Consider the following 24136-nt stretch of genomic DNA (forward strand, 5'->3'; position numbering starts at 1 on the left):
AGCGCCATCCCGGGTGCTCGGCGGCGACGACGCGTTCGCCGGGACCGCGGCCTCCTGGTCACCGCGTCAGGTCGTCGAGCCACGCGCTCATCCGCGTGGTCAGGTCGTCGCCGGTGCGGGCGTCGACGTTGTCCGCGTGCAGTTCCAGCACCGGGATGCCCGCGGCGCGCAGGGCACGGGTGGTGAAGTAGCTGCCGCGGGCGTCGTCGGAGACGAGGTGCACGACGCCGTCGACGCCGTGGTGCCGCGCTTCCTTGACGTACCACTCCGCCGACCACGGCGGGGTGTAGAGCTGGTCGCTGAACGCGGCGAAGCGGGCGGCGAGCGCGCGCAGCGGGTCGTCGCCGTAGCGCAGGTAGCCGTCGGCGGCGATGGCGAGGTACATCGACCAGACGAAGACCGCGCCGTGCGAGCGCTGGAACCGCTGGTAGAACTCGAGGTCGAACCACAGCCCGCGGCCGACCCACATCAGCCGCAGCCGCTCGTCCGGGCACACCGCGACGCCGGCGTCGACCCGGTCGCGGACCTCGTCGTGGAACGCCCGCGCCGCGTCGCGCGCCCACTCGGTGCCGCGGTGCCACTGGGGCACCATGACGCTCGGGATGCCGTCGGTGACGGCGATCGGGCACGGCCGGGCGGCGGCGATCAGGTCGCGGGTGCGGCGGTTCCACTCCTGCTGCTCGTTGACCAGGTCCAGCACCTCGCGGAACCGGGTCTCGGAGAACACCCGGCCGGTGGTCTGCTCCAGGAACCGGATCAGCCCGGTCAGCTCGCCGGTCAGCAGGTCCAGGCGATCGCTGCCGATCGCCTCCTCCCAGCGGTGCGGCATCAGCTCCCACCACCGCTCGGGCACGGCGTTCTCCGCCGCGCTCTCCAGCGGGTAGTACGTGACACCGGGCCGGGCGTCCCAGACGTCGAAGATCTTGCGGGAGGCGTCTCCGGTGGTCTCGCCGAGCACGATCGACGGCGTCGGCAGCCCGCCCCACGGCGCCTGAGCGGGGTCGTCCTCGAACGCGGACGCCAGCGAAGTGGCGCTGTACTGCTCGATGTAGTCGGGGTACCCGCGTTCGCGCAGCAGGCCGAGGTAGCGCTGGGTCTGGCGTTTCGCCGCGACGATCGAGGCCCACCACTGGTTGACGACGTAAGGGATCCCCATCGTGCGGAAGATCTCCTGCGGCGCGTCCGCGTTGACCAGCGCCAACGGCCCCTCCACCTCCCGCACCCGCGCGAACCACTCGCGCTGGTACGCCGTCGCGGTCGTCGCCGACGCCAGCCGGGCGGTCACGCCACCGCTCCCGCCGGGGCCAGGGCCGCCAGCGCTTCCGGCGTCAGCTCGCCGTACGGCTGGCGGTCCGCCAGCACCGCCCGCAGCCCGGTCGCGGCCCGCTGCTCCGGGAAGTCCCACGGCGGCGCGTCGTCGTGGACGCGGGCGTAGGACAACAGGACCTCCGCGTCACACGCCCGGGCGGCCGCGGCGGTGTGCGCCGCGCGCTGCCGGATGGACGCGCGCGGCGCGGCCGGGCCGTTGTGCTGGTACCGCTCGGCCAGCGCGAGTTCCGTCGGCGCCGCGCAGGTGCGGGCGAAGAGCAGCTCACCCCAGTCGTGGTCCTCTCCTACGACCAGGAAACCATTGCGCTCCAACGTTTCGTAGACCGACGGGTCGTCGTGGGAGCTGCCGGTGAGGAACAGCCTCGTCCCCTGGACCTCGGGTGAGTCGGCCGGCACCCGGTCGACGAGGGCGATGGCCTCGGTGACCGGCAGCCTGGTGGTCGCGGCGACCAGGCCGAGGAACTCGGTGCCGCTCAGCCGGTTCGCCCGGCGCAAAACAGCGCAGCGGCCGAGCGACCGCCGCAGCGTGTCGTGCGCGGTGATGGCCGCGGCGAGGTCGTCGTCGCCGATGGGCCGCCAGCGTCCGAGCCACTCGCGCAGCTGGGCGATCTTCGCGTGGACGTACCGGGTGGTCGTGTGGTGCGGCAGGTGCAGGACGTCCACCAGGCGCACCGGCGGCAGCCGCAGCTCCGGCTCGACCCGGTGCAGCTCCCGCAGCGCGTAGAACAGGCGCAGGGACGCTTCGCAGTCGCGGGAGACGACGATCGCTTCGAGCGGCCCGTAGTCCGCGGTGAGGATCCGCGTCAGGATCGACCGGGCGACCGGGTCGACGCCGCGGCCGAGGTAGCGGTCGCCCAGGGTGCTGTCCTCGCCCGGCTTCCCGGTCAGCCGCAGCGGCAGCAGGCCCGCCGCGGTGATCAGCTCGACCGGGACGTCGGCGCCGACGTACCCCACGGCCGCGCTCAAATCACGGCCTCGGCGACCAGCTCCGCCAGCTGCTGTTCGGTGTAGCCGAGCAGCTCGCGGTAGACGTGCTCGTTGTGCTCCCCCAGTCCCGGCGCAGGCCGGTCGAGGGAGACGCGGGCGCCGGAGAACCGGATCGGCACGCCGGTCCCGGCCAGGTCGGCCACCGCGCCGTGGCGCGGGTGCGTCAGCGGCACGACCTCCTCGCGGGCCAGGACCAACGGGTCGCGCACGGCGTCGCGCGGCTCGCGGACCTCGGCCGCGGGGACGCCCTCGGCGGTGAACGCCGCGAGGACGTCGGCCAGCGGCCGCACCCGGCACCACTCGCGGATGAGGTCGTGCAGCTCGTCGGCGGCCCGGACCCGCTGGTCGCGCGTCCGGTAGCGGTCGTCCTCGGCCAGGTCCGGGCGGCCGATCGCGCGGAGCACCCCGTGGGCGAACGCGTCGGTCGGCGCGCAGAGCGCGAGGTACCCATCCAAAGCCGGCAGGATCCCGAACGGCGCCAGCCGCGGCACCATCGACCCGGTGCGCTGCGGCAGGCCGACCGCGTCGAAGGCGTCGAACGGTTCGCACGCGACGAGCGAGGTCAGCGCACCGAGCATCGACACGTCCACCCGCTGCCCCTCGCCGGTGTGCTCGGCCTGCAGCAACGCCGAGACCGTGCCGACCACGGCGAACAGCGGCGCGAGCAGGTCGCCGATCGGCAGGCCGAACCGGACCGGGCCCTCGTCGGGCTCGCCGGCGGTCATCATCACGCCGCTCAGCGCCTGGATGATCGAGTCCATCGCCTTGCCCGACCCCGGACCGCCCTGGGCGCCGAACCCGCTGATGGAGGTGTAGACGAGCCGGGGGTTGATCTCCCGGACGCGCTCGTAGGAGATGCCGAGCCGCTCGGTGACGCCCGGGCTGTAGTTCTCCACCAGCACGTCGGCGTCGCGGACGAGGTCGGTGAACACCGCGCGGGAGCGCGGGTTCTTCAGATCGAGGGTGACGCTGAGCTTGTTGCGGCCGCGCAGCAGCATCGACACCGACAGGTCGTCGTCGTGGCGGCGGGCGAGGTTCAGCCCGTCGCGGCCGACGTAGGGCGCGTTGTTGCGCGACGAATCCCCGCCCGTGGCCGGGTTTTCGACCTTGATCACGGTCGCCCCGAGCCCGGCGAGCAGCAGCGTCGCGTACGGCCCGGCGAGCGCGGTCGTCAGGTCGACGACGGTGCGGCCGGCCAGCGGCTGGTCGGTCATGCGGAACCCCCTTCGGAAAGATCGACGAGCACTTCGCCGCCGCGGCTGGTGAACCGGCCGTTGAGACGCGCCCCGTGGGTGATGTCCTCGACGTACTTCGCCACGGCCTCGCCCTCCGGGGTGCCGCCGACCGGCACCGGACGGCCGTGGTCGTCGATCCGGCAAGGCACGAAGCCGGCTTCGTGCAGGCCCGTCTCGTCGAAGCGGCAGAAGGCGATGGCGGTGTTGCGGCTTTCCGGGTGGAACGGGAAGAACGGCATGTCCGGGTCGGGGGTGAAGCCGTAGAGCCGGGTCCGCCGTTCGGCCCACGCGCGGAGTTCGTCGGCCCCCGTGTCCGCGCCCGGGGTCAGCGCGTGGGTGACGGTGACGAAGTTGCCCAGCCCGTGGAAGATCGGCCGTCCTTTGTAGACCTCGATGCCGCGCATGATGTGCGGGTGGTGGGAGAACACGGCGTCGGCCCCGGCGTCGACGGCGGCCCGGGCGACCGGACTCTCGTACATCGCGACGACGACCGGGGTGTGCCCGACGCCCTTGTGCAGCGAGACGAGCACGACGTCGGCCTCCGCCCGCAGCCGGCGCACGTCGGCGGCCATCGCCTCCAGGCTGTCGGGATCGGCGAAGGTGTAGACCTTCGGCGGGCCGCCCGGGCTCGCGTGGTCGAGTTCGTAGTGGGTGAGCACGTGCACGTACGCGCACCCGGGCTTGCGGGACGTCGCCCAGGAGTCGCGCGGGCCGACGCAGTTGTAGGACAGGACACCGATCCGCAGGCCGCCCCGCTGCACGATCGCCGGGCGCCGGGCGCGCGCGAGGTCCGGCCCGGCACCGGCCGTCCGCAGGCCCGCCGCGCGGGAGTAGGCGATCGTGTCGGCCAGTCCCCCGTCACCGGCGTCGCAGATGTGGTTGCCCGCCAGGGTGACCACCGCGAAGCCCGCCTCGGCCACGGCCTTCAGCGCCGCGGGGTCCGCGGGCGGCGCGGGGACGTCGGTGCTGTGCTGGACCGCCGTGGTCGAATGCGGCACCTCGACGTGCCCGATCGCCAGGTCCATCCCCCGCAGCACCGGCGCGGCCGGGGCGAGGAAGAACTCCGGGTCCGGCTCGTCCAGGATGAGGTCGCCGACGGCGCCGACAGTGATCACGAAACACCCTCCCTTTCGGACAGATGGCGGGACAGGAAGGCCCGCAGCCGCTCGGTCCGCGGCCGGGTGAACAGCTCACCCGGCGGGCCCTCCTCGACGATCCGGCCCGCCTCCATGAACACGCACCGGTCGGCTGCCTCGCGGGCGAAGGCCATCTCGTGGGTGACCACCACCATCGTGGTGCCCGCCGCGGCGAGGGTCCGCAGCACGGCCAGGACCTCGTCGACCAGCTCCGGGTCGAGGGCGCTGGTCGGCTCGTCGAACAGCATGATCCGCGGCCGGACCAGCACGGCCCTGGCGATCGCGACCCGCTGCTGCTGCCCGCCCGAGAGCTGCCGCGGGTAGTGGTCCTCGCGGCCGGCCAGGCCGATGCGCTCCAGCAGTTCGCGCGCCTCACGCTCCACAGTGGACCGATCGCGCCCGTGCACGCGGATCGCCGCGTCGGTCACGTTGCGCAGCACGGTGAACTGCGGGAACAGGTTGAACTGCTGGAAGACCATGCTCATCCGGCGCCGCTGGGCGGCGATCCGCCGCTCGGTCAGCGGGCGCAGGCCGGCCGGCGAGCGCCGGTGACCCAGCAGCTCGCCGTCGAGGTACATCGCGCCGCCGTCGATCGGCTCCAGCTGGTGGGCGCAGCGGACGAGCGTCGACTTGCCCGAGCCCGACGGCCCGATGACCACGACGGTCTCGCCTTCGTGCACGTCGAGGCTGACCCCCGCCAGCGCGGTCACCGGCCCGAACCGCTTGCGGACGTCAGCGAGGTGCAGCACCGGCGCGGTCACCGGACGCTCCGGTGGCCGCGGGAGAACCGGCGCTCCAGCCGGCGTTGCCCGGCCGTCAGGACGGTGACCACGACCAGGTACCAGAAGCAGGCGACCAGCAGCATCGGCACGATCTCGTAGGTGCGGTTGTAGATCACCTGCACCGAGTGCAGCAGGTCCGACATCGCGATGACCGACACCAGCGCGGTGCCCTTGAGCACGTTGATGAACTGGCTGCCCGCGGGCGGGATGATGACGCGCATCGCCTGCGGCAGCACGATCCTCAGCAACGTCTGCGCCGGGGTGTAGCCCATCGCGCGGGCCGCGTCGCGCTGGCCGGAGTCGACCGAGTTCACACCGGCGCGGAAGATCTCCGCCAGGTAGGCCGACTCCACGAGCGACAGGCCGATGACCGCGGCGGTCAGCGGGGTGATGACGGAGTTGGCGTCCCACGTCCCGAAGACCGGCCCGAACGGGATGCCGAGCGACAGCTTCGGCAGCAGGTAGGCGAGGTTGAACCAGAAGATCAGCTGCACCAGCGGCGGGATGCCGCGGAACAGGCCCACCCACAGCGTCGCCACCCAGCGGGCGGGCCCGAACCCGCTCAGCTGCATGGCCGCGACCACGCCGCCCGCCAGCGAGCCGAGCACCATCGCCGCGACCGCGAGCAGCACGGTGGTGCCCAGGCCCGCCATGACGCTCTTCTCGAAGAGGTACTTCGCCACGACGTCCCACTGGAACCGGTCGTTGCGGACCAGGAAGACGACCAGCTGCGCGAGCAGCACCACCAGCACGAGCACGAACAGCCAGCGCAGCGGGCGGAAGCGGCCGCGCGCCGACGCGACGTCGTCGCGCGAAGCCGTCGTCTCCTCCACAGTGGACATCGCGGTCATTTCGCGGACGCCACGTCGAACAGCGGCTGCGGGACCGTGACGTCCTCGAGGCCCCACTGCTTCATGATCCGGGCGTAGGTGCCGTTGCGGAACAGCTCCTCGAAGGCCTTCTGCAGCACCGGGCCGAGCTTGCCGGCCTTCGGGGTGTAGAGCGCGAGGTTGTCCTTGGTGGCGCCCTGTTCCTCGGTCTGCGTGACGTACTCGTACTGCCCCTTCTGCTGGCTGGTGACGTCGATCGCGGCGGCCTGGGTCATCCCGGCGGCGTCGGCTCGGCCGGACTTGGCGGCCAGCAGGGTGGCGTTCGTGTCGTCGAGCCCCACGACCTGCACGACCGGGCGCTGCTTGCCCTGGCAGAAGGCGGACAGCTTGGCGAGCTGGTCCTCCACGACGCTGGCGGTGACCACCGCGACGCGCTTGCCGCACAGGTCGGCGGCCTGCTTGATCCCGGCGGCGGAGCCCTCGGGCACCACGTAGGCGGTGCGGGTGGTCATCCAGGTGACGGTGTCGAACTGCTTCTCACGCTCGGCCGTGGCCTTGACCGGCCCGTTGAAGGCCTCGTACCGGCCGCTGAGCATGCCCTGCAAGGCCGCCGGGAGGCCGCTGACGATGGTGGTTTCCGTGCGCACGCCCAGGAGCTGGCCGAGCGCCTGCTGGAAGTCGTGGTCGATGCCGGTGACGGTCTTGCCGTCCGGTCCGACCGTGCGGTACGGCGGGTGGGAGTCCCCGGCGAACCGGAGGACGCCGGAGTCCTTGACCGCCTGCGGCAGCTGGTCGTGCAGCGCCTGGTCGGCCGTCAGGGCGGCGGCCGTGGGCGCCGTGGCCGCGCCGTCGTCGACGGTGCACCCGGCCAGGACGAGTCCGGCGGCGGCCACGGCGAGCGAGCTTCGGCGCCATTGACGAAGTGAGGAACCCATGTCGTTGTCTTCCTGCGGAAGGGCCGTCCGGGGTGGGCGGCGCGGGAACCTGGAGCAAGATTGGTTGCTATTCGAGCGCCGATCGTCGCATGATGTGTCGCGTGATTCAACCCCTCGGCGCGCCCACCCGATCGGCACTGCCACCATGGACAGCGGCGGCGGACACCGGACGGCCGCCCGAACCGACCCCGGAAGAGGCAGGCGCGCGATGACAGCGACGTCCTCAGGGCCGCTGCCCCGCTCACAGCAGGGTGCCGAACCGCAGCTCCTGCTGACCTCCCTGCTCGGCGACTTCTGGTACTGGCGCGACGAGCACATCCCCTCGGCCGCGCTGGTGGAGCTGCTCGGCGAGTTCGACATCAGCCCGGCCAGCGCGCGGGCCGCGATCCGCCGCCTCGCCGCGCGCGGGCTGCTCACCGTGTCGCGCAGCGGGCGGACGACGGCGTACGGCATCCCCGCCCGTACGTCCGAGGTGATCATCGAGCGCACGCACCGGATGCTCACCTTCGGCACGACGGCGCCCGACTGGGACGGGCAGTGGACCGTCGTGACCTTCTCCGTGCCCGAACAGGACCGCGGCGTGCGCACGGCGCTGCGGTCACGGCTGCGGGTCCTGCGGTTCGCCGCCCTCTACGACGGCGTCTGGGTCAGCCCGCACGACCTGACCGGCCCCGCGCTCACCGCGCTGAGCGAACTCGACCTCCGCAGCGCGACGGTGTTCCGCGCCACCGAGGTCCCCGGCGACACGGGCAGCCCCGTCGCGGCCTTCGACCTCGAGCCGCTCGCGCGGGAGTACGAGGAGTTCGCCGACCGCTACGAACAGGTGCTCACCGGCCTCGACGCCGGCCTGATCAGCCCGGCGCAGGCGCTGCGCACCCGCACCGAGCTGCGCGTCGACTGGCGCCGGTTCCCGGAGACCGACCCCGACCTGCCCGCCGAGCTCCTCCCGGCCGGCTGGGCCCGCGACCGGGCCCAGAAGGTGTTCCTGCAGATCTACGACCGGCTCGGCCCGCTCGCCGAACTCCGGTTCCGGCAGGTGCTGGCCGCCACGGATCCCGCGCTGGCCGAGTTCGCCGCCCACCACGACTCGGCGAAGGTGGCGGCCTTGTTCGCCACCATGGGCGACCACCACCCGGCGGGCGACACCCCGTTCGAGCAGGCCGCCGAGGCCCGCAGGCTGGACGAGGCAAGACGTCAGTGATCCCCGTTGCGCGGGGGGGGTGTGAGCGCTCCGCCTGGAGCCGGCGGTAGGTCGTGCGGGTGCTATACCCGTTCGCGTGCGCGATGCCACCGTCCGAAGTGGCCGGTGCGGCCGCGACCCGGCGCTGCCCGCCCTCTACGTCCTGGCCGCCGTCGTGCTCCGGACCGGGTTCCCGCGAGAGCGGCCGACGACCGTGCTTGCCCGGGCGCGTTAGCCTGTGTCACTTGGGTTCGAGTCGGTGCTCACCGGGGGAAAGCGCGGGATGTGATGGCGATGTCCGAGCTGTCCGACGAGGTCCTGCGCTGGGTGGTCGGCGCGGTCGGAGGCGGCGTCCGGGTGGCCGCCGTCACCGGTTTGCGGGAGGGCGCGAACCCGTGGCTGGTGCGGTTCGACCCGGCCGGCCGGGTCGAGGCGGCCGTGCTGCGGCTCGGTGACCCGGCCGACCCCGACCACCGTCAGCGGTTCGCCACCGAGGTGGCGGCACTGCAGGTGGCCGGTGCGCACCGGCTGCCCGCCGCACGGCTGATCGCCACCGATCTCGACGGTGCCGCGACAGGCACCCTGGCCGTGCTGACCACGGTCCTGCCCGGGAACAGCCGGATCCCGCCGGTCGCCTCCGCCGGGCGGCTGCGCGGTCTGGGGGCTCTGGCCGCGGCTTTGCAAGCGGTGCCGTTGACACCGCGGGACGCGCTGCCGCTGCGGACCCGGTCGATAGCGGACATCGACTTCGCGGCCCAGCGTCGCGCGAAGGGCACCACCGCGCTGCTGGCGGCCGCCGACGACCACCTCGACCGGCTTCCCGTGCCCGCCGGCCGGAGCGTGTTCGTGCACGGCGACCTGTGGCACGGGAACACCCTCTGGTCGGGCGATCGCTGCACGGGCCTGGTCGACTGGGACTGCGCCGGTGCCGGAGCACCGGGCATCGACCTGAGCGGGGCACGCTTCGACGCGGCCCTGATGTTCGGGCTCCCCGCCGCCGACGAGGTGCTGCGGGGCTGGCAGCAGGCGACCGGGCACCGGCCGGACCAGCTCGCCTACTGGGACGTCGTGGCGACGTCCTGCACCCTGGCCGACATGGCGTTCTGCGTCCCGGTCATGCACGACCAGGGCCGGCCGGACCTCGACGCCGACGTTCTCGGGGAACGCCGGGACGCGTTCCTCCACGACGCGCTGGCCCGGCTCGACGACCACAAGCAACAGCCCGCCCGTCACCGGACAACGGCCTACCTCGAAGCGATCCCGTCCAGCTCGGCCAGGTCGTCACCGGACAGCCGGATTCCCGCGCCCGCGACGTTCTCGGCCAGGTGCGCCACCGACGAGGTGCCGGGGATGAGCAGGATGTTCGGCGATCGCTGCAGCAGCCAGGCCAACGCGACCGACATCGATGTCGTGCCCAGCCGCGACGCGACCGCCGACAGCGCCGAGGACTGCAGCGGGCTGAACCCGCCGAGCGGGAAGAACGGGACGTAGGCGACGCCCTGGCCGGCGAGTTCGTCGATCAGCTCGTCGTCGTGGCGGTGGGCGAGGTTGTACATGTTCTGCACGCACACGATCGGCGCGATCGCCCAGGCTTCTGCCACCTGCTCGGCCGTGGCGTTGGAGACGCCGAGGTGCCGGATCAGGCCCTGCTCCTGCAGCGCGACCAGCGTCTCGAACGCTTCGGCGAGCGACCCGGGCTGGGGACCCAGGGCGTTGCCGAGCCGGAGGTTGACCAGGTCGAGCCGGTCGAGGCCGAGGGTTTCCAGGTTCTCGTGGACGGCGCCGCGCAGGTCCTCGGGCCGCCGGGCCGGGGGCCAGCCACCCTGCTCGTCGCGGCGCGCGCCGACCTTGGTCACGACGTGCAGCGCCTCGGGGTAGGGGTGCAGCGCCTCGCGGATCAGCTCGTTGGTGACGCGCGGGCCGTAGGCGCCGGAGGTGTCGATGTGGGTGATGCCGAGGCCGGCGGCTTCGCGCAGGACGGCGAGCGCGCCGTCGCGGTCGGCGGGCGGGCCCATGACCCCGGGGCCGGCCAGCTGCATGGCGCCGTAGCCGAACCGGGTGACGGTCAGCTCGCCCAGGGACCAGGTGCCGCCGGGCAGTGCGGTCGAGGATGCGTTCATGCCGTGATGATCACCCGTGGCCCGAGGAGTCCGCCAACACCGATCCGGTGCTCTGTGATACTTGAGCGGTATCACCGGGAGCTACACTGGCGGCATGGACACCGTGGAGACCCGCGAGCTGCGGTACTTCGTCGCGGTCGCCGACGAGCTGCACTTCGGCCGGGCCGCCGAGCGCCTCGGCATCGCCCAGCCCCCGCTGTCCCGGGCGATCCAGCAGCTCGAGCGCCGCCTCGGCGTCACCCTGCTGGAACGCAACCGCCGCGGTGTCGCCCTGACCGGCGCGGGCGAGGTCCTGCTGCAGGAGGGCCGCGCGGCCCTCGACGCGACCGCCGCCGCCGTCCGCCGCACCCGCCGGGCCGGCGGTCGCGACGGGCCGCGCGACCGGGTGGTGCTGGCGGTGAAGGCCGGCGCGTTCCACGAGCTGCTCAACAAGCTCCTCGACGCCTACGCCGCCGAACCGGGCGCCGCCGCGATCGAAGTCCTGCCGAGCGGCATGTGCGAACAGGAGGGGATGTTGCGTGACGGCCGCGCCGACGTGGCGCTCATGCACACGCCGTTCAACTCCCTCGCCGGGTTCGACAGCGTCGAGATGATGACGGAGGGGCAGGTGGCGATCCTGCCCGCGAGCCACCCCCTGGCCCGGCGCAAAACGTTGTCCCTGGCCGACATCGCCGACGTCCCCGACCTTCCGCTCGCCCGCTGGCCCCGTGACGACGCCTACCCGCCGGCCCGGGTCCCGAGGTCAGCGACCAGACCCAGCTGGCCCAGCTGATCGCCCTCGGCCGCACCCTGGCGGTCTTCCCCGAGTCCGCCCGCACCTGGCTGTGGGACGAGCACGCCGCCGTCCCCGTGCGCGACGCTCCCCCGGTGACCACCCACATCGTCTGGCCGGCGCACAGCCGCTCCCGCGCCCTGGCCGGGCTGGTCCGGACGGCCTCGCGGCTCTGACCGTCGCTGGGGGGACTCATGCGGCGGGGCTGGCCACCATCGCGAGCACGTGCGGTGCAAGGGCGTCGGCGATCACGGCGTACCCGGCGGACGACGGGTGGAACCGATCAGGCGAGAACAGGGCGGGATCGGCGGCGAACCGGGCGGCGATCTCCGGGCCGGCGGCGGCCACGGAACCGCCGGCGCGGACGGCGGCTTCGGTCTGGGCGCGGGCGTACTGCCCGCTCGCCGCCGACACCAGCGCGCGGTACGGCGCGGGCACGCGCGAGACGATGCCGAGGTCCGGCGCCGGCACGACGAGGACCCGCACCCCGGCGCGGACCAGCCGGGCCACCGCGTCGTGCAGCTGCCGGGCGCCGATCGCGGGCGGTACGAACGAGGCCAGGTCGTTCGCGCCGATCACGATCAGCGCCAGCTCCGCCCCTTCGCGCAGCACGGCCCCGACCTGGCGTTCCAGGTCCGTCGAGCGGGCGCCGGGCACCGCGAAGCCGCGCAGGTGCACGACGTGGCCCGCGGTGAGCAGGTGCCGGGCGAGCCGCTCGCCGAGGCCGTCGGCCGGCCGGGACGCACCGACGCCGGCGGCCAGGGAGTCGCCGAGGAGGCAGAACCGGAGGGCGGGAGAAGAGCGTGGCGCGGTCATCACCCCGTACAACGCAGCTCCGGCGTCGTTGTTTCCGCCACCCGACAACCGCCCCGTTTCGGCCGTTTCGGGTTCAGGCTGCCCCGCGAAGGGTAGCCCGCGGCAGCACAGGCTCCCCGCACCCGACGTGGAGTTGTCGACCCAGGAGGCGTTCCATGTCGGCCGAACCCCGAACGGCACCGGACGACGGCCAGGTGCGCGTGGTCGCCCTGGAGGTCGCCGACGACCTCGACGAGCTGGCCTCGGTGCGGGCCTGGGCCTCCGGGGTGCTCCGGGACCTGCCCGGCGACCAGCGGCTCGACGTGCTCATGGTGGTCGAGGAACTGACGTCGAACGCCCTCCGGCACGGCGAACCGCCCCGGCAGATCCGGTTGCTGCGCAAACGCGGCTGGCTGTGCGTCGAGGTCGACGACACCTGCCTCGACCCCGCCTGCCCGCGTCCCCCGTCGGCCACCGGCGGGCACGGCCTCAAGCTGGTCACCGCGGTCACCACCGCGTGGGGACAACGGCAGCGCACCACCGGCAAGACGGTGTGGGCCGAAATCGACCTCACCCGGGCGCCCGGGACGAGCCCTCCCCCGATGCGGTGAACCATCCCGTCACGCCGCCGTTCCCGGGTACCCCACCCGAAACGAGGAGGCGATCATGACCGGCAACGAACTCACCGGGTTCCTGATCATCGGACTGATCATCGTGGTGGCGGACGGCCAGGTCCTCTACCGCAGCGGCCGCCGCTACCTGCGCGGCCCGGACGGCGACGAGGGCTCCGGGTCGATGGCGCGGATGGTGGTGACGGTCTTCCACCTCGTCGCCTTGGGCCTGCTGGCCCTGCTCTCGGTCATCGGTCCCGGCTGGTCGGGCTCGGCAGCCGCGCTCGTCGGCCGGATCGGCGTGTTCCTGCTCCTGCTGGCCGTGGCGCACGCCGCCACCCTTTCGGTGCTGGCCCGCCGCCGGCAGGACACCGTCGTGGAAACGCACCTCCACGACCGCGACCAGGCCGAGCTCCCCGCTCCGCGGCGGGCGGCGGCCGACGCCTCGTGGCAGCCGGCCGTCACCCCCGTCCCCGGACAGGGCGGACCGCACCCGCAGGTCAGCCCGGACCTCGGCGACCACGGCCCGTACCGGGCCTGACCGGCTCCGGCCGGATCGTCAGGGCTTCTCGAAGTGCTGGTAGTCGATCGGGGTGTCCCAGGAACCGCCCCAGGTCCAGCCGCGCGTGGTGAACGCCCGCTCGGTGGCGTCACCAGCGTGGATCATGCCCGGCACGGTCTGCGTGCGGTCCACGTACGGCGCGCCGTTGGGCGGATACACCGCGCCGCTACCGGAGATGTAGGGGTTCTGCACCGTGTTGATGTCGATGGCTCGCCCGTAGGAGTGGTTCGACCACGCGGTACCGCCGGTGATCGCCCGGCAGTTGAACGCCGAGCTGTTGTTCGCCGCCATCGACGCGTCGTCGTCGGAGTTGTACTTCTCCACGGTTTCCATCCGCTCGATGGGGAACCGTCCGAAGTAGAGGTCGGCGAAGGTCCGGGCGACCTCGACGGCGCGATCGGCGTTGACGACCAGCTCGCCCCGGTGCACCGCCCCGTCGAAGCCGAAGAAGTTCAGGCTCACCAAGCGCAACTGGTCGGGCCCGACCGGGCAGCCCTCGTGCCAGCTGGACCCGAGCCGCTCCGCGGTGACCGGTTTGATGACGGCGAGATAGGGCGGGAGGCCGTTGGCCGCGGGTGCGGAGATCTCCACGGGCGGGGCCGTGGTGGCCGACGCCGGCAGGGCACCGGCGAAGACCACGGACAACACCAAGGTGATGACGGCAAGGACTTTGGTTCTCGGATTCATGGTTTCTCCCATAGGTTGGGCTGGACGTCCGAAATGGACAGTCCGGCGCCCGCGTTCCCCAGTAAGCGGGCCCCTGCACCGAGAGCCGGGTAAACGCTCTCTCGATGAGCGAAAGGTGCCAGCGGCGGGAGAACGCCGTCAACGGCGCCGGCAAGGTTTCGCACCCGGCCGAAACGTCGGGATCACGGCAACCTTTTCGGCGCAGGGCTCAGGCCAGCGCATACCGGCGCGCGGATCGGAATCACCGAACGACTTCGACGACTCGAGCTACGTCAACGGTATGGAGCTGGTCGCCGACGGCGGCGCCACCAGTGACGTCACGTCACGCGTGCCGGTGATGCGGTCGCACTGTCCGGGACGCGCCGTCCGCGATGGGATCGGTGGACCACCTGGCGCCGAGGGGGCGCCACGGGGAAGGGGACACCGATGAAGAAGTTGTTGCTGGCCGCGGCGATCGCCGCGGTCGCCGCGACGGCCCTGGCGCCGAGCGCGTCCGCCGCGCCGTCGCCGCCGGACCCGCTGAAGTGGGGGTCCTGTCCGGCCGCCGCGTACCCCACACCGGACCTGCAGTGCACGACGCTGAAGGTGCCGCTGGACTACCGGGACCCGGACGGCCGCAAGATCGACATCCTCGTCTCGAGGATGCCGAGCAAGCACCCGGAAAAGCGGCGCGGCGTGCTGCTCACGAACCCGGGCGGGCCGGGGGTCGCGGGCTGGGACTTCCCCCAGTACCTGACGCTCCCGGGGCTGCCCGCTCCCCTGCCGCAGAGCGTGCGCGACGCGTACGACGTGATCGGGTTCGACCCGCGCGGGGTCGGACACAGCACGCCGGTGACCTGCGACCTGACCCCGGAGCAGCAGGCGATCGGCAACCTGCCGTATCCGAAGGACGCGGCGGACGTCGTGAAGCAGGCGAAAGTCGCGAAGGCGGAAGCCGAGCAGTGCGCGAATGCGAAGACCGGGTGGATGCTGCCCCACGTGACCACGGCGAACACCGCACGGGACATGGACAGGATCCGCGAAGCGCTGGGTGAGTCCAAGCTGTCCTACTCGGGCGCGTCCTACGGCACGTACCTGGGCGCGGTGTACACGACGCTGTTCCCGCGGCGCAGCGACCGGATCGTGCTCGACAGCAACCTCGGACCGGACGGCTACGACGTCGAAGCCATGCGCGGGTTCGGCCGGGGCCTGGAAGACCGGTTCCCGGACTTCGCGAAGTTCGCCGCGGCCCACCAGGAGTACGGGCTGGGCACCACGCCGGCCCAGGTGACCGCGAAGTTCTTCGAGCTGGCCGCCCGCTTGGACAGGACGCCGGTCGGCGCGTTCGACGGCGGGACGTTCCGCGGGTTGAACTTCGGCTACTCCTACGGGGACAGCTCGTTCGAAGCCCTGGCGGCCGCGTGGCAGTCGCTGGACAAGGGCGAGGTGCCGAAGCTGTACGACGAGCACGTCGCGGAGAACGGCTTCGCCGCCCGGTTCGCCGTCGTCTGCGGCGACTCGGTCTGGCCGAAGTCGGTGGCGACCTACCAGCGGAACGTGGCGGTCGACCGGATCCGGCACCCGATGGTCGGCGCGGGCGCGGCGAACATCTCGGCGTGCGCGTACTGGCAGGCCCCGGCGGCGGAGCCGAAGGTGCGGATCACCGGGAACGGGCCGTCGAACGTCCTGATGGTGCAGAACCAGCGCGACCCGGGCACCCCGCTGGTGAACGCCCGCAAGCTGCGTGCGGCGTTCGGTGACCGGGCCCGGATGGTCACCGTCGACCAGGGCGGCCACGGCTCTTTCGTGGTCGCGCCGAACCAGTGCGGCAACAACGCGGTGACCGCCTTCCTGGTCTCGGGTGAGCGTCCGGCGCACGATGCGTTCTGCGCCGCGGAAACCCCCTGATCGACAGGTTGTGGGCCCAGCCGGCGGCAAAGGCCGGCTGGGCCCTCATCCCTTCCCGAAGACCCCTTCGGGGAACGCGCCCGCGGCCCGGAGCGCGCCGGTGAACCCGCCGGCGAGGGCGGTCAGCCGCGCCGTGCCGGCCGGGCCGAGGTGGTCGTACGGCGCGGCGTCGAGCCGGTCGGTGAGCGCCTCGGCCTCCCCGCGCAGGGTCGTGCCCGCCTCCGTGATCTCCCCCGCTTCGTCCAGCAGGCCGCGCTCGCGCAACCGGTCGCGGGCGGCGGCCCACTGCGCGTCGGACCAGCCGCGGGTCCGCTTGAGCAGGGCCGACTTCGCCGCCGTGCCGGTGGCGTTGTGCAGGACGACGGCCTCGATCCCGGACAGGCCCGCGACGGCCAGCGCGGCGACGTGCCCGTCACCCCGGTGCTCCCGCAGCAGCGTCGCGGCGTGCCACAACGCCAGGTGCGGCTCGCCGGGCACGGGCAGGTCGGCGTTGGCGGCGTACAGCGGCCGCGCCTCACGATGACCACCCTCGGCGGCGCGCACCGCCAGCTCGGCCGCTTCGGCCATCTCCTTCGACCGCAAGGCTTCCGGCCCGAGCAGCCGGTGCAGCATCCCGTCCACCCCGCGGAGCCGGGCGTCGAGCACCGCTTCCGGCGTCGTGACACCCCAGGCGGCGGGCAAGGATCGCGCCACGTGCTCGTGGTTGAAGTTGGAGAACGTCGCCGTGACGGCGCCCGCGCCGACCGCCCCGAGCGGGGCCGCGCGGCCCGCGAAGTACGCCGTGGACCCGTGGCCCAGCCCGAGCTTCGCGAGTTCGGCCGCCCACTCCGGCGCGAAGTACACGGCCTGGTGCACCGGGCTGACGGCGGCGTGACAGTGGCTCATTCCCCGGCCCACGGCACGAGGAGCGCCCGCGCGAGGGTGTGCCCGAGGGTGAGGAAGCTCAGCGCGGCCGGCGTCGACTCCGGCGTGACGCCGAGCGCGGCCACGGACGGCACGTCGAGCGCGGTGACGGCGATGTAGTAGCGGTGCTTGCCGGTTCCCGGCGGCGGCGCGGCACCGGTGTAGCCCGGTTCGCGCAGGTCGTTGGCGATGGCGAAGGCGCCGCCCGGGAGTTCGCCGGCGGCGAGGGACGTCACGCCGGCCGCGATGTCGGCCACCGCCCAGTGCCAGAACCCGGACGGCGTCGGGGCGTCCGGGTCGTACATCGTGACGACGAAGCTGCACGTGGCGGCCGGGAAGCCGCTCCACGACAGCTGCGGGGAACGGTCTTCGGCGCCGGCGACGCCGCTCATGGCGGCGAAGTGCGCGACGGGCAGCGGTTCCCCGTCGGTGACGTCCGCGCTCATGACGGCGAACTCGGGAACGGCGGGCAGGGAGTCGTACGGGCTGGTCATCAGGTTTCTCCTTCTCGGCCTACTTTCAACAGTAAAGCACACTTTTAAAAGTTTGCCCATCTGTCGAATGTTGTAAGCTTCGCCTCATGGCACGAGGAGCCGGACAGCAAACCCGCAGCGAGGCGGTGCACGACCGCATCCGGGCCGACATCCTGGGCGGCCGGCTGCGGCCCGGCGAGCGGCTGAAGTTCCCCGAGCTCAGCGAGCGTTACGGGGTGAGCACTGGTGCTGTGCGCGAAGCCCTGCTCAGACTGGCCGCCAAGAACCTGGTCAGTTCCGAGCCCCACCACGGCTTCCAGGTCACCGACCTGACCCCACGCGGGCTGGCCGAGCTGACCGACGCCCGCTCCGAGATCGAGTCACTGGCCCTGACCCGCGCGATCAGCGACGGCGACCTGGCATGGGAAGGCCAGGTCCTGGCCGCCCACCACACATTCGAACAGACCCCCCTCGCCGACGACAACGGCGACGAGCCCGGCGAGGCGTGGCTCGTCGCCCACGCCGACTTCCACACCGCACTGCTGGCCGGCTGCGCCAACCGCCGGCTGCGCGACCTGGCGGCGTCCCTGCGGGAGGAGGCCGAGCTCTACCGGCGCTGGCTCCGGCCCGCGGCCCCGGACGCGCACGCCTTTGCCGATCCGGCGGGCCACGAAGAACACCGCGCCCTGCTCGACGCGGTCATGGCCCGTGACAGCGAGCAGGCCGCCGCCGTGCTGCGCGGACTGATCGCCCTCACCGCGGAACTGGTCCTGGACACCGAACCTCCCGCCTGACCCGGCCCCGGGTCTCGCGGCCTCAGTCGGATTCGAGGATCTCGGCCAGCCGCAGGGTGTCTTCGAGGTAGCGCTCATAAGGGAACCCGGCGGCGACGAGCCCCGCGCGGAACTCGTCGTAGAGGGGTTTCCCGTTGACATGGAAGGCTTTCCGCCCGGTTTCGGTGAGCGTGACCAGGCGCCGCCGCGCGTGGGCGGGGTCGACGACGACCTGCACCAGGCCGTCCGCCTCGAGGGACCGCAGCGCCCGGCTGATCGCCGGGTCCGACACCGACAACGCCTGCGCCAGCCGGTGCTGCGTCGCCGGTTCGATGTCCTCCAGCGTGCCGAGCAGCCGGATCTGGCTGTAGGTCAGGCCGTCCTGGCCGTCGGTGCGCCGCCGGGCCGCGTCGCCCAGCAGCATGACCACGCGGTGCAGCAAGTCTGCGAGTCCTTCGTCCACGACGTCAGCCTAGCAGAGTGTTGACTAGTTAATGTTAACCATGCAAGACTCAGGCCATGGACAACTTCGGTTACATCGCCCAGTCAGCCTTTCCCCTGGTCTGGATCGTGGTCCCGGCCATCGGCGCCTACGTGCGAGGCCGCCACGCCACCTCGGCCCGGGAGCGGCTGGAGATCTGGCAGCGCTGGTGGGCCATCGGCGCCTTCGGCATCGGCAGCCTGTGGATGACGGTGGCGTTCCTCGCCTTCCCGGACGTGATGGCCACCGCGATCGGCTTTCCCCGCACGCCGTTCCTGTTCGAGATCGCCTTCGCCAACCTCGGGCTGGCCGTCATGGGCTTCCGCGCCGCTTCGGCGTCGGCACGCGAGCGCATCACCATCGGCCTCGGCGGCGGCATGTTCCTGTGGGGCGCGCTGGTCGGCCACGTCTACCAGTGGTTCGCCGGCGGCGACCACGCCCCCGGCAACACCGGCGGCGTCCTGGTCAACGACCTGCTGATCCCGGCGGTCATGATCGTCCTGGCCGTACGGTCCCGGCGCCTGGCCACCGCGCCGGCCGTCGCCGTCTGACCCCGACCATCGTGGAAACCCGACCCGAAGCGGGCACGGCCGCGGCCGACCGGCTCACCACGTTCGCCGACGCGGTGATCGCGATCGCCCTCACCCTGCTCGCCCTGGAACTCCCCGTCCCGGCCGGCGACACCACCGACGCCGTGCTGAGCTCGGCTTTGGCCCACGGCAAGGAGTATTCGGCCTTCGCGCTCAGCTTCACGGTGATCGCCGCCCACTGGCGCGCCCACCACGAGATCTTCCGCTACGTCGACGCGCTGAGCGGCCGCCTGACCAGCCTCACCCTGGCGTGGCTGTTCATGCAGGTCCTGATGCCGTTCGCCACCCGAGTCCTCACCACCGACGGCGCCTTCCCGCCCCGCTTCAGCTTCTACGCACTAGTCCAGGTCCTGGCGTCGGCAACATTCGCCCTGATCATCCGCGAGATCCGGCGCGAGCACCTGTACCGCACGGACGTCACGCCCCCGGAATTGGCCCAGAGCCTCGTACGCAGCATCTGCCTGGCCACCGTCTTCGGGGCGTCGATTCCCCTTTCGTTCGTGATCACCGGAACGGGCGCGTACGCGTGCTGGCTCGCGGCGCCGATCGTGCTGGCGGCCGCCCGCCGCATCCAGAGTCGCGCCGTCGGGTGACCACTCGCAACAACGCGGGTCCTACCTCGATGACCCTGCAGACCATCCGCCCCGGCACGATGACCGAGGTCCGACGAGCCCTCGCCGGGCGAATCAGGCCGCTGGCTTCGACCATCGGTTCGTCAGCATCACGTCGAGACGCGCTCATGCCGATGAGCGCGGTGACGCGGGAACCCTGACACCTCCCGTCGAGGCGTGAGTTCCCCGGACCCGGCCCGGCTCGAACGGGCAGCCACCCCCACCGTGCGACGGGCAGGACGCACCCTTACCGGGTAGATGCGCCTTGGGCGGGCTCGTCGCGATGGTAGGTCGGGGGCACGTGCCGCAGCGACCGGATTTCGCCACTGGTAGTCCACGACGCCAACCGCGATGCCGGACCGTTCCCCCGGCAGCTTGCAGACCGGGATCGAACCGGAGTACTTTCGATACGAAACGGTAGCGTAGCGGAAGTGAGGTGCGAGGTGAGCGCGTCGGAGTCCAGCGGCACGACTCGGCCCTCGGTGATGGGACGGCCCCGGGATTCCCACCGTGACCTGGTCATTCTCGACGCGACACTGGCCCTGCTGACCGAGGTCGGATACGAGCAGCTCTCGATCGAGGCGGTGGCCGGGCGTTCCGGGGCGGCCAAGACGACGATCTACCGCCGGTACCCCGACAAGGCCGCGCTGGTCGCCGCCGCGGTCGAGCACCGGGCGCCCGCGGAGCCCCCACAGCTCGCGGGAGAGGACCTCCGGGAGGACATCCGTTCCCTGGCGGCATGGCTCGCGCGGAGCATCTCCGAACAGGACGTGGGCCTGCTCGGGGCCGTGTTCACCGGCATGCGCAACGACGCGCGGCTCGCCCAGGCGATGCGGCGGATCCTGCAGCGGGACCAGACCGCGATGACGGACCGACTCGAGCGACTGGCACCCGGGCTGGCAACGCTCTTCGCCGAGGTCGCTCCGGCGCTGATCGTGCACCGCGTCGTGGTCGTGGGCGAGCCGTGCGACGCCACGTTCGTCGAGCATCTCGTCGACGACATCCTCCTACCGCTGCTGCGCCGCACCTGAGCGTCCTCTCCGAACCACTCGCAAAACCGGGAGACACGATGAAAGCCGTACGCTACGACCGTTTTTCGGGCATCGACGGGATCTACCTCGCGGACGTCCCCGAGCCCGTGGCCGGCCCGGGCGAAGTCGTGGTGCGCGTCGAGGCCGGCGCGCTCAACCCCGGGGCACTACCGGCGCTGCACGGCAGCTCGTACACGCCGGGCCGCGACCTCGCCGGGGACGTCGTAGCGGTCGGCGCCGACGTGCCCGGTTTCACCGTCGGCGACGCGGTGCTGGGCAGGCTCCAAAGCTGGGACGCCCACGCCCAGTTCGTCGCCATCCCCGCAGACCAGCTGGTCGGCAAGCCGCAAGCCCTCCCCTGGGACGTCGCGGGCTCGCTCTACACCACACCGATGGCCGGCCTCGGCGCCATCCGGGCGGTCGAACCCCGGCCGGGCGAGACCATCGTGATCTCGGGCGCATCGGGCGGCGTCGGATTCACCGCCGCCCAGCTCGCACTCCGCGCCGGAGCGAAGGTGATCGGCCTGACCAGCGGCGCCCATTTCGACCTGCTCCGGCACCACGGCATCGAGCCGGTCCAGTACGGCGACGGCGAACAGGAACGGATCCTCGCTGCCACCGACCGAGCCGATGCCTTCATCGACACCGTCGGCGGGGGCTACCTCGACCTCGCTCTCGGCCTCGGCGTTGCGGCAGACCGCATCAACACCGTCGTCGATTACCGCGGGGCGAAAGAGAAGGGCGTCAAGTCCCTCGGGACGACCGATGCCGGCGGCCTCCCAGCGCTGGCCGAGCTGGCCGCCCTCGCCGCGACCGGCGACCTGCACATCCCCATCGCCGCAACGTTTCCACTCACCGCCGTGCGCGACGCCTATCAAGCCTTGGCCGACCGCAAAACCCACGGGCGCATCGTGCTGCACCCCCAAGATCTCGCCTGAATCGCCCTCATGCCCAGGCCGCGCTGCCGGCGCGGTCAGGTCGTGTTGCTCATCGAGTTGGCGGCACGACCTCCACAACGTCGGCACGACCGACGATTCGGGCTCCCTCGTACATCGACAACCGCAAACCCGAAGTGACCGGCGGCCAGAGATCGGGCACGAGCGGGTGAAGCCGCACCATCGCCTGTTCACCGGGCGAGAGCGTCTTGACCACCTCCAGCGTCAAAGGTGCGTCGTGGCTGTCCGGATGGAGGTCCGGCGGGAAACCCCAGTGCGACCGATATCCGGAGCGGATCGGGTTCTGGCGACCACCTTGCCCCGCGGTCAGGAGCCGCAATCGTGCGCGGATGTACCCGCGCTCGGGTTCAGCCGCTGTCCACCGACTGTGCTCACTCTCAGCACTCATGCCAAGACCATGTCATCCGTACCAGTGGAACTTCGAGTCCCTGGAACAATTCTCCACTGATCAGGGCTGCGGCTCGACCTCGAAAACGAGTACGGCGTACCTCGATTTCGTTCTGGTCGTAGAAACTGATCTTAGCTGTCTCGCCGGTCAGCCCGGGTACCGACGCCGGTCATGCCGAAGAGCGGATGACCTCACTTCGTGGCGCCGGGCCTCGTGCGTTCGTCCGGCAAACTCGCTACCCCGCGGCCGGAGCGCCGTGATACACCACCGACGTGCACAACACTGTGGAGTTCCCCGAGGTTCTGCGGCTGATCGAGGATCGCTCGGCCGCGTTCCGCGCCGCGATCGCGTCTGCCGCCGACCTCGGCCTCCGGGTCCCGGCCTGCCCGGACTGGACGCTGCGCGAACTGGCACAGCACCTCGGCGACGGCCGCCGGCGCCAAGCCGCCATCGTCGCGGCAGGACCGGGCGCCGAGCCCCCGGCGAAGACGGACCCGAAGGGCGCCCCGAGCGCGCCCCGCGACCCCGAAGCCCTGGACGCCTGGCTCACCGAGTCGACCGAACTCATGCTGGACGCGCTGCGCGCCGCCGGCCCGGACCGCGGCTGCTGGACCTGGTGGGCCCGCTCGCAAGCGCCGCAGACCAGTGGAGCCGTGGCCCGGCACCAGCTCCAGGAGATCGCCGTCCACACCTACGACGCCCAGCTCACCCAACGGGCCGCGCAGCCGCTGCCGGCCGGCGTCGCGGTCGAGGGCGTCGACGAGTTCCTGACCACCGTCTCGGCGACGACCGTCCCCTGGCCGTTCACGCCGGCGACCATCGACCTGCACGCCACCGAGGGCCGTTCCTGGCGCCTGACCCTCGATACCGACGGCGTCCGCTGCGACGACCTCGCCGCCGACGCGGAACCGGGCGACGCGGCGATGCGAGGGCCGGCCAGCGAACTGGTCCTCTGCTTCTACGATCGCGTCTCGCTCGACGGCCTGGAGATCACCGGCGACATCGAGCCGGTGGAGCGGCTCGCAGCCTGGGACCCGGACGCGTAACCAGCCCCGGGATTGCGGACATCGCGGCTGTTGGGCAGGCGCCACGGCGCGATCATGCCCCGCCCGGTCGACGCTCGTCGTCCTGCCACTGGCCGATATGCCCGCTCATGCCGACGAGCGGATGTTCGGCGCCACTGTCGGCCGGCTCCGTAACGACCTTACGGTGACGGCTTCAAGCCCCCTGCGCCCCGCCGAGATTCGAGCGAATGATCCTAGTTGTGGGGTGGTCGGGTCCCAGCACCCGCACACTGACGGCGAGGGTGGCCTCGTACAGCGGGATCGCCCGCCCCAGATCACCTACCGACTCGTAGGCGCCTGCCAGGTTGTTCCGCGACATCAGCGTGTCAGGATGGTCGGGTCCCAGCACCCGCTCCCGATCGGCAAGAGCGGACTCAAACAGCGAGATCGCCCGCCCCAGGTCACCCGCTGCCTGACAGGCGCAAGCCACGTTGTTCCGCGAGGTCAGCGTGCTCGGGTGGTCGGGTCCCAGCACCCGCTCACTGACGGCGAGGGTGGCCTCGTATAGCGGGATCGTCCGCCCCAGGTCACCCGCTGCCTGGTAGGCGTAAGCCAGGTTGTTCCGCGAGATCAGCGTGTCGGGATGGTCGGGTCCCAGCACCCGCTCACTGACGGCAAGAGTGTCCTCGAACAGCGGGATCGCCCGTCCCAAATCACCTACCGACTCGTAGACGCCTGCCAGGTTGTTCCGCGACATCAGCGTGTCAGGATGGTCGGGTCCCAGCACCCGCTCCCGATCGGCAAGAGCGGACTCAAACAGCGGAAGCGCCCGCCCCAAATCACCCACCAACTCGTAGGCGCGGGCCAGGTTGTTCCGCGAGATCAGCGTGTCAGGATGATCCGGTCCCAGCACCCGCTCCCGATCGGCGAGAGTGGCCTCGTACAGCGAGATCGCCCGCTTCAAATCACCCACTGCTCGGTAGGCGTAGGCCAGGTTGTTTCGCGACAGCAGCGTGCTCGGGTGGTCAGGGCCGCTGAGGCGTCTATAGCTGTCGCAGGCGCGGGCGAGGTAGCCAAT

26 protein-coding genes and 2 pseudogenes are annotated in these 24136 nt (G+C 72.0%); 13 read left to right on the forward strand and 15 right to left on the reverse strand.

Annotated elements, in window-relative coordinates; genetic code table 11:
* Positions 1-58: 58 nt before the first annotated feature.
* The 7 genes from VA596_RS23200 to VA596_RS23230 are packed head-to-tail and all read right to left on the reverse strand — an operon-like array spanning position 59 to position 7192.
* A complete protein-coding gene (locus tag VA596_RS23200; RefSeq protein ID WP_323329947.1) occupies positions 59-1285 on the reverse strand; it encodes a 2-hydroxyacyl-CoA dehydratase family protein in 1227 nt (408 codons plus the stop codon).
* A complete protein-coding gene (locus VA596_RS23205; RefSeq protein ID WP_323329948.1) occupies positions 1282-2295 on the reverse strand; it encodes a 2-hydroxyacyl-CoA dehydratase family protein in 1014 nt (337 codons plus the stop codon). Before VA596_RS23205 ends, VA596_RS23200 begins: the two co-directional genes overlap by 4 nt.
* Positions 2292-3530, reverse strand: a complete 1239-nt coding sequence (locus VA596_RS23210; RefSeq protein ID WP_323329949.1) for a CaiB/BaiF CoA transferase family protein — start codon at positions 3528-3530, stop codon at positions 2292-2294. The genes VA596_RS23205 and VA596_RS23210 overlap by 4 nt, the downstream gene beginning before the upstream one ends.
* Complete coding sequence (locus tag VA596_RS23215; protein WP_323329950.1) at positions 3527-4666, reverse strand: CapA family protein; 1140 nt, start codon at positions 4664-4666, stop codon at positions 3527-3529. The genes VA596_RS23210 and VA596_RS23215 overlap by 4 nt, the downstream gene beginning before the upstream one ends.
* A complete protein-coding gene (locus tag VA596_RS23220) occupies positions 4663-5448 on the reverse strand; it encodes an amino acid ABC transporter ATP-binding protein (protein ID WP_323329951.1) in 786 nt (261 codons plus the stop codon). The genes VA596_RS23215 and VA596_RS23220 overlap by 4 nt, the downstream gene beginning before the upstream one ends.
* Positions 5445-6320 (reverse strand): amino acid ABC transporter permease, encoded by an 876-nt coding sequence (locus tag VA596_RS23225; protein WP_323329952.1) that lies wholly within the window; start codon positions 6318-6320, stop codon positions 5445-5447. Before VA596_RS23225 ends, VA596_RS23220 begins: the two co-directional genes overlap by 4 nt.
* Complete coding sequence (locus VA596_RS23230; RefSeq protein WP_323329953.1) at positions 6317-7192, reverse strand: transporter substrate-binding domain-containing protein; 876 nt, start codon at positions 7190-7192, stop codon at positions 6317-6319. The genes VA596_RS23225 and VA596_RS23230 overlap by 4 nt, the downstream gene beginning before the upstream one ends.
* A 250-nt stretch (positions 7193-7442) precedes the next feature.
* Between VA596_RS23230 and VA596_RS23235 the strand changes: the two genes are divergently transcribed.
* The 3 genes and pseudogenes from VA596_RS23235 to VA596_RS23245 all read left to right on the forward strand — a co-directional run.
* Positions 7443-8435, forward strand: a complete 993-nt coding sequence (locus VA596_RS23235) for a PaaX family transcriptional regulator (RefSeq protein WP_323329954.1) — start codon at positions 7443-7445, stop codon at positions 8433-8435.
* Positions 8436-8511: 76 nt separating this feature from the next.
* Positions 8512-8649, forward strand: a complete 138-nt coding sequence (locus tag VA596_RS23240) for a hypothetical protein (RefSeq protein ID WP_323329955.1) — start codon at positions 8512-8514, stop codon at positions 8647-8649.
* 59 nt (positions 8650-8708) lie between these two features.
* Positions 8709-9437 (forward strand): annotated as a pseudogene (locus VA596_RS23245) (aminoglycoside phosphotransferase family protein); the annotation flags it as partial.
* Positions 9438-9658: 221 nt separating this feature from the next.
* Here VA596_RS23245 and VA596_RS23250 read toward each other — a convergent pair.
* Positions 9659-10534: an aldo/keto reductase family oxidoreductase gene (locus tag VA596_RS23250; RefSeq protein WP_323329957.1), complete on the reverse strand. Its 876-nt coding sequence runs from the start codon at positions 10532-10534 to the stop codon at positions 9659-9661.
* Between the two features lie 94 nt (positions 10535-10628).
* Here VA596_RS23250 and VA596_RS23255 point away from each other — a divergent pair.
* Positions 10629-11482: pseudogene (locus VA596_RS23255) on the forward strand (LysR family transcriptional regulator).
* 16 nt (positions 11483-11498) lie between these two features.
* Here VA596_RS23255 and VA596_RS23260 read toward each other — a convergent pair.
* Positions 11499-12122 carry an SGNH/GDSL hydrolase family protein gene (locus VA596_RS23260; protein WP_323329959.1) on the reverse strand — a complete coding sequence of 208 codons (624 nt, stop codon included), beginning with the start codon at positions 12120-12122 and terminating at the stop codon, positions 11499-11501.
* A gap of 155 nt (positions 12123-12277) precedes the next feature.
* Between VA596_RS23260 and VA596_RS23265 the strand changes: the two genes are divergently transcribed.
* Positions 12278-12712, forward strand: coding sequence for an ATP-binding protein (locus VA596_RS23265; protein WP_323329961.1), 435 nt, complete (start codon positions 12278-12280; stop codon positions 12710-12712).
* 55 nt (positions 12713-12767) lie between these two features.
* A complete protein-coding gene (locus tag VA596_RS23270; RefSeq protein ID WP_323329963.1) occupies positions 12768-13253 on the forward strand; it encodes a hypothetical protein in 486 nt (161 codons plus the stop codon).
* A gap of 18 nt (positions 13254-13271) precedes the next feature.
* Here the strand turns inward: VA596_RS23270 and VA596_RS23275 are convergent, their stop codons facing one another.
* Entirely contained in the window at positions 13272-13961 is a 690-nt protein-coding gene (locus VA596_RS23275; protein WP_323329965.1) for a M15 family metallopeptidase, read from the reverse strand.
* A 426-nt stretch (positions 13962-14387) separates the two neighbouring features.
* Between VA596_RS23275 and VA596_RS23280 the strand changes: the two genes are divergently transcribed.
* Positions 14388-15848, forward strand: a complete 1461-nt coding sequence (locus tag VA596_RS23280; protein ID WP_323329967.1) for an alpha/beta hydrolase — start codon at positions 14388-14390, stop codon at positions 15846-15848.
* Positions 15849-15893: 45 nt separating this feature from the next.
* Here the strand turns inward: VA596_RS23280 and VA596_RS23285 are convergent, their stop codons facing one another.
* On the reverse strand, positions 15894-16733 hold the full coding sequence (locus VA596_RS23285; RefSeq protein ID WP_323329969.1) for an SCO6745 family protein: 840 nt from the start codon (positions 16731-16733) through the stop codon (positions 15894-15896).
* Positions 16730-17245 carry a YbhB/YbcL family Raf kinase inhibitor-like protein gene (locus VA596_RS23290; protein WP_323329971.1) on the reverse strand — a complete coding sequence of 172 codons (516 nt, stop codon included), beginning with the start codon at positions 17243-17245 and terminating at the stop codon, positions 16730-16732. The genes VA596_RS23285 and VA596_RS23290 overlap by 4 nt, the downstream gene beginning before the upstream one ends.
* Positions 17246-17331: 86 nt before the next feature.
* On the opposite strand from VA596_RS23290, the gene VA596_RS23295 reads away from it, so the two are divergent.
* Positions 17332-18018: a GntR family transcriptional regulator gene (locus tag VA596_RS23295; RefSeq protein WP_323329973.1), complete on the forward strand. Its 687-nt coding sequence runs from the start codon at positions 17332-17334 to the stop codon at positions 18016-18018.
* 22 nt (positions 18019-18040) lie between these two features.
* On the opposite strand, the gene VA596_RS23300 is transcribed toward VA596_RS23295, so the two are convergent.
* On the reverse strand, positions 18041-18460 hold the full coding sequence (locus tag VA596_RS23300; RefSeq protein ID WP_323329975.1) for a MarR family winged helix-turn-helix transcriptional regulator: 420 nt from the start codon (positions 18458-18460) through the stop codon (positions 18041-18043).
* A gap of 56 nt (positions 18461-18516) precedes the next feature.
* Between VA596_RS23300 and VA596_RS23305 the strand changes: the two genes are divergently transcribed.
* The 4 genes from VA596_RS23305 (at position 18517) to VA596_RS23320 (ending at position 21648) form a co-directional block, all read left to right on the forward strand.
* Complete coding sequence (locus VA596_RS23305) at positions 18517-19029, forward strand: DUF6790 family protein (RefSeq protein ID WP_323329977.1); 513 nt, start codon at positions 18517-18519, stop codon at positions 19027-19029.
* Positions 19030-19040: 11 nt separating this feature from the next.
* On the forward strand, positions 19041-19661 hold the full coding sequence (locus VA596_RS23310) for a TMEM175 family protein (RefSeq protein ID WP_323329980.1): 621 nt from the start codon (positions 19041-19043) through the stop codon (positions 19659-19661).
* 449 nt (positions 19662-20110) lie between these two features.
* Entirely contained in the window at positions 20111-20710 is a 600-nt protein-coding gene (locus VA596_RS23315; protein WP_323329982.1) for a TetR/AcrR family transcriptional regulator, read from the forward strand.
* A 38-nt stretch (positions 20711-20748) separates the two neighbouring features.
* Complete coding sequence (locus tag VA596_RS23320; protein ID WP_323329984.1) at positions 20749-21648, forward strand: NADP-dependent oxidoreductase; 900 nt, start codon at positions 20749-20751, stop codon at positions 21646-21648.
* A gap of 49 nt (positions 21649-21697) precedes the next feature.
* On the opposite strand, the gene VA596_RS23325 is transcribed toward VA596_RS23320, so the two are convergent.
* A complete protein-coding gene (locus VA596_RS23325) occupies positions 21698-22054 on the reverse strand; it encodes a hypothetical protein (protein WP_323329986.1) in 357 nt (118 codons plus the stop codon).
* Positions 22055-22326: 272 nt separating this feature from the next.
* On the opposite strand from VA596_RS23325, the gene VA596_RS23330 reads away from it, so the two are divergent.
* Positions 22327-23100, forward strand: coding sequence for a maleylpyruvate isomerase N-terminal domain-containing protein (locus VA596_RS23330; RefSeq protein ID WP_323329988.1), 774 nt, complete (start codon positions 22327-22329; stop codon positions 23098-23100).
* A 172-nt stretch (positions 23101-23272) separates the two neighbouring features.
* On the opposite strand, the gene VA596_RS23335 is transcribed toward VA596_RS23330, so the two are convergent.
* Positions 23273-24136 carry a tetratricopeptide repeat protein gene (locus VA596_RS23335; RefSeq protein WP_458364015.1) on the reverse strand — a complete coding sequence of 288 codons (864 nt, stop codon included), beginning with the start codon at positions 24134-24136 and terminating at the stop codon, positions 23273-23275.

Source organism: Amycolatopsis heterodermiae (assembly GCF_034929455.1).
In the GTDB taxonomy this organism is placed as follows: domain Bacteria; phylum Actinomycetota; class Actinomycetes; order Mycobacteriales; family Pseudonocardiaceae; genus Amycolatopsis; species Amycolatopsis heterodermiae.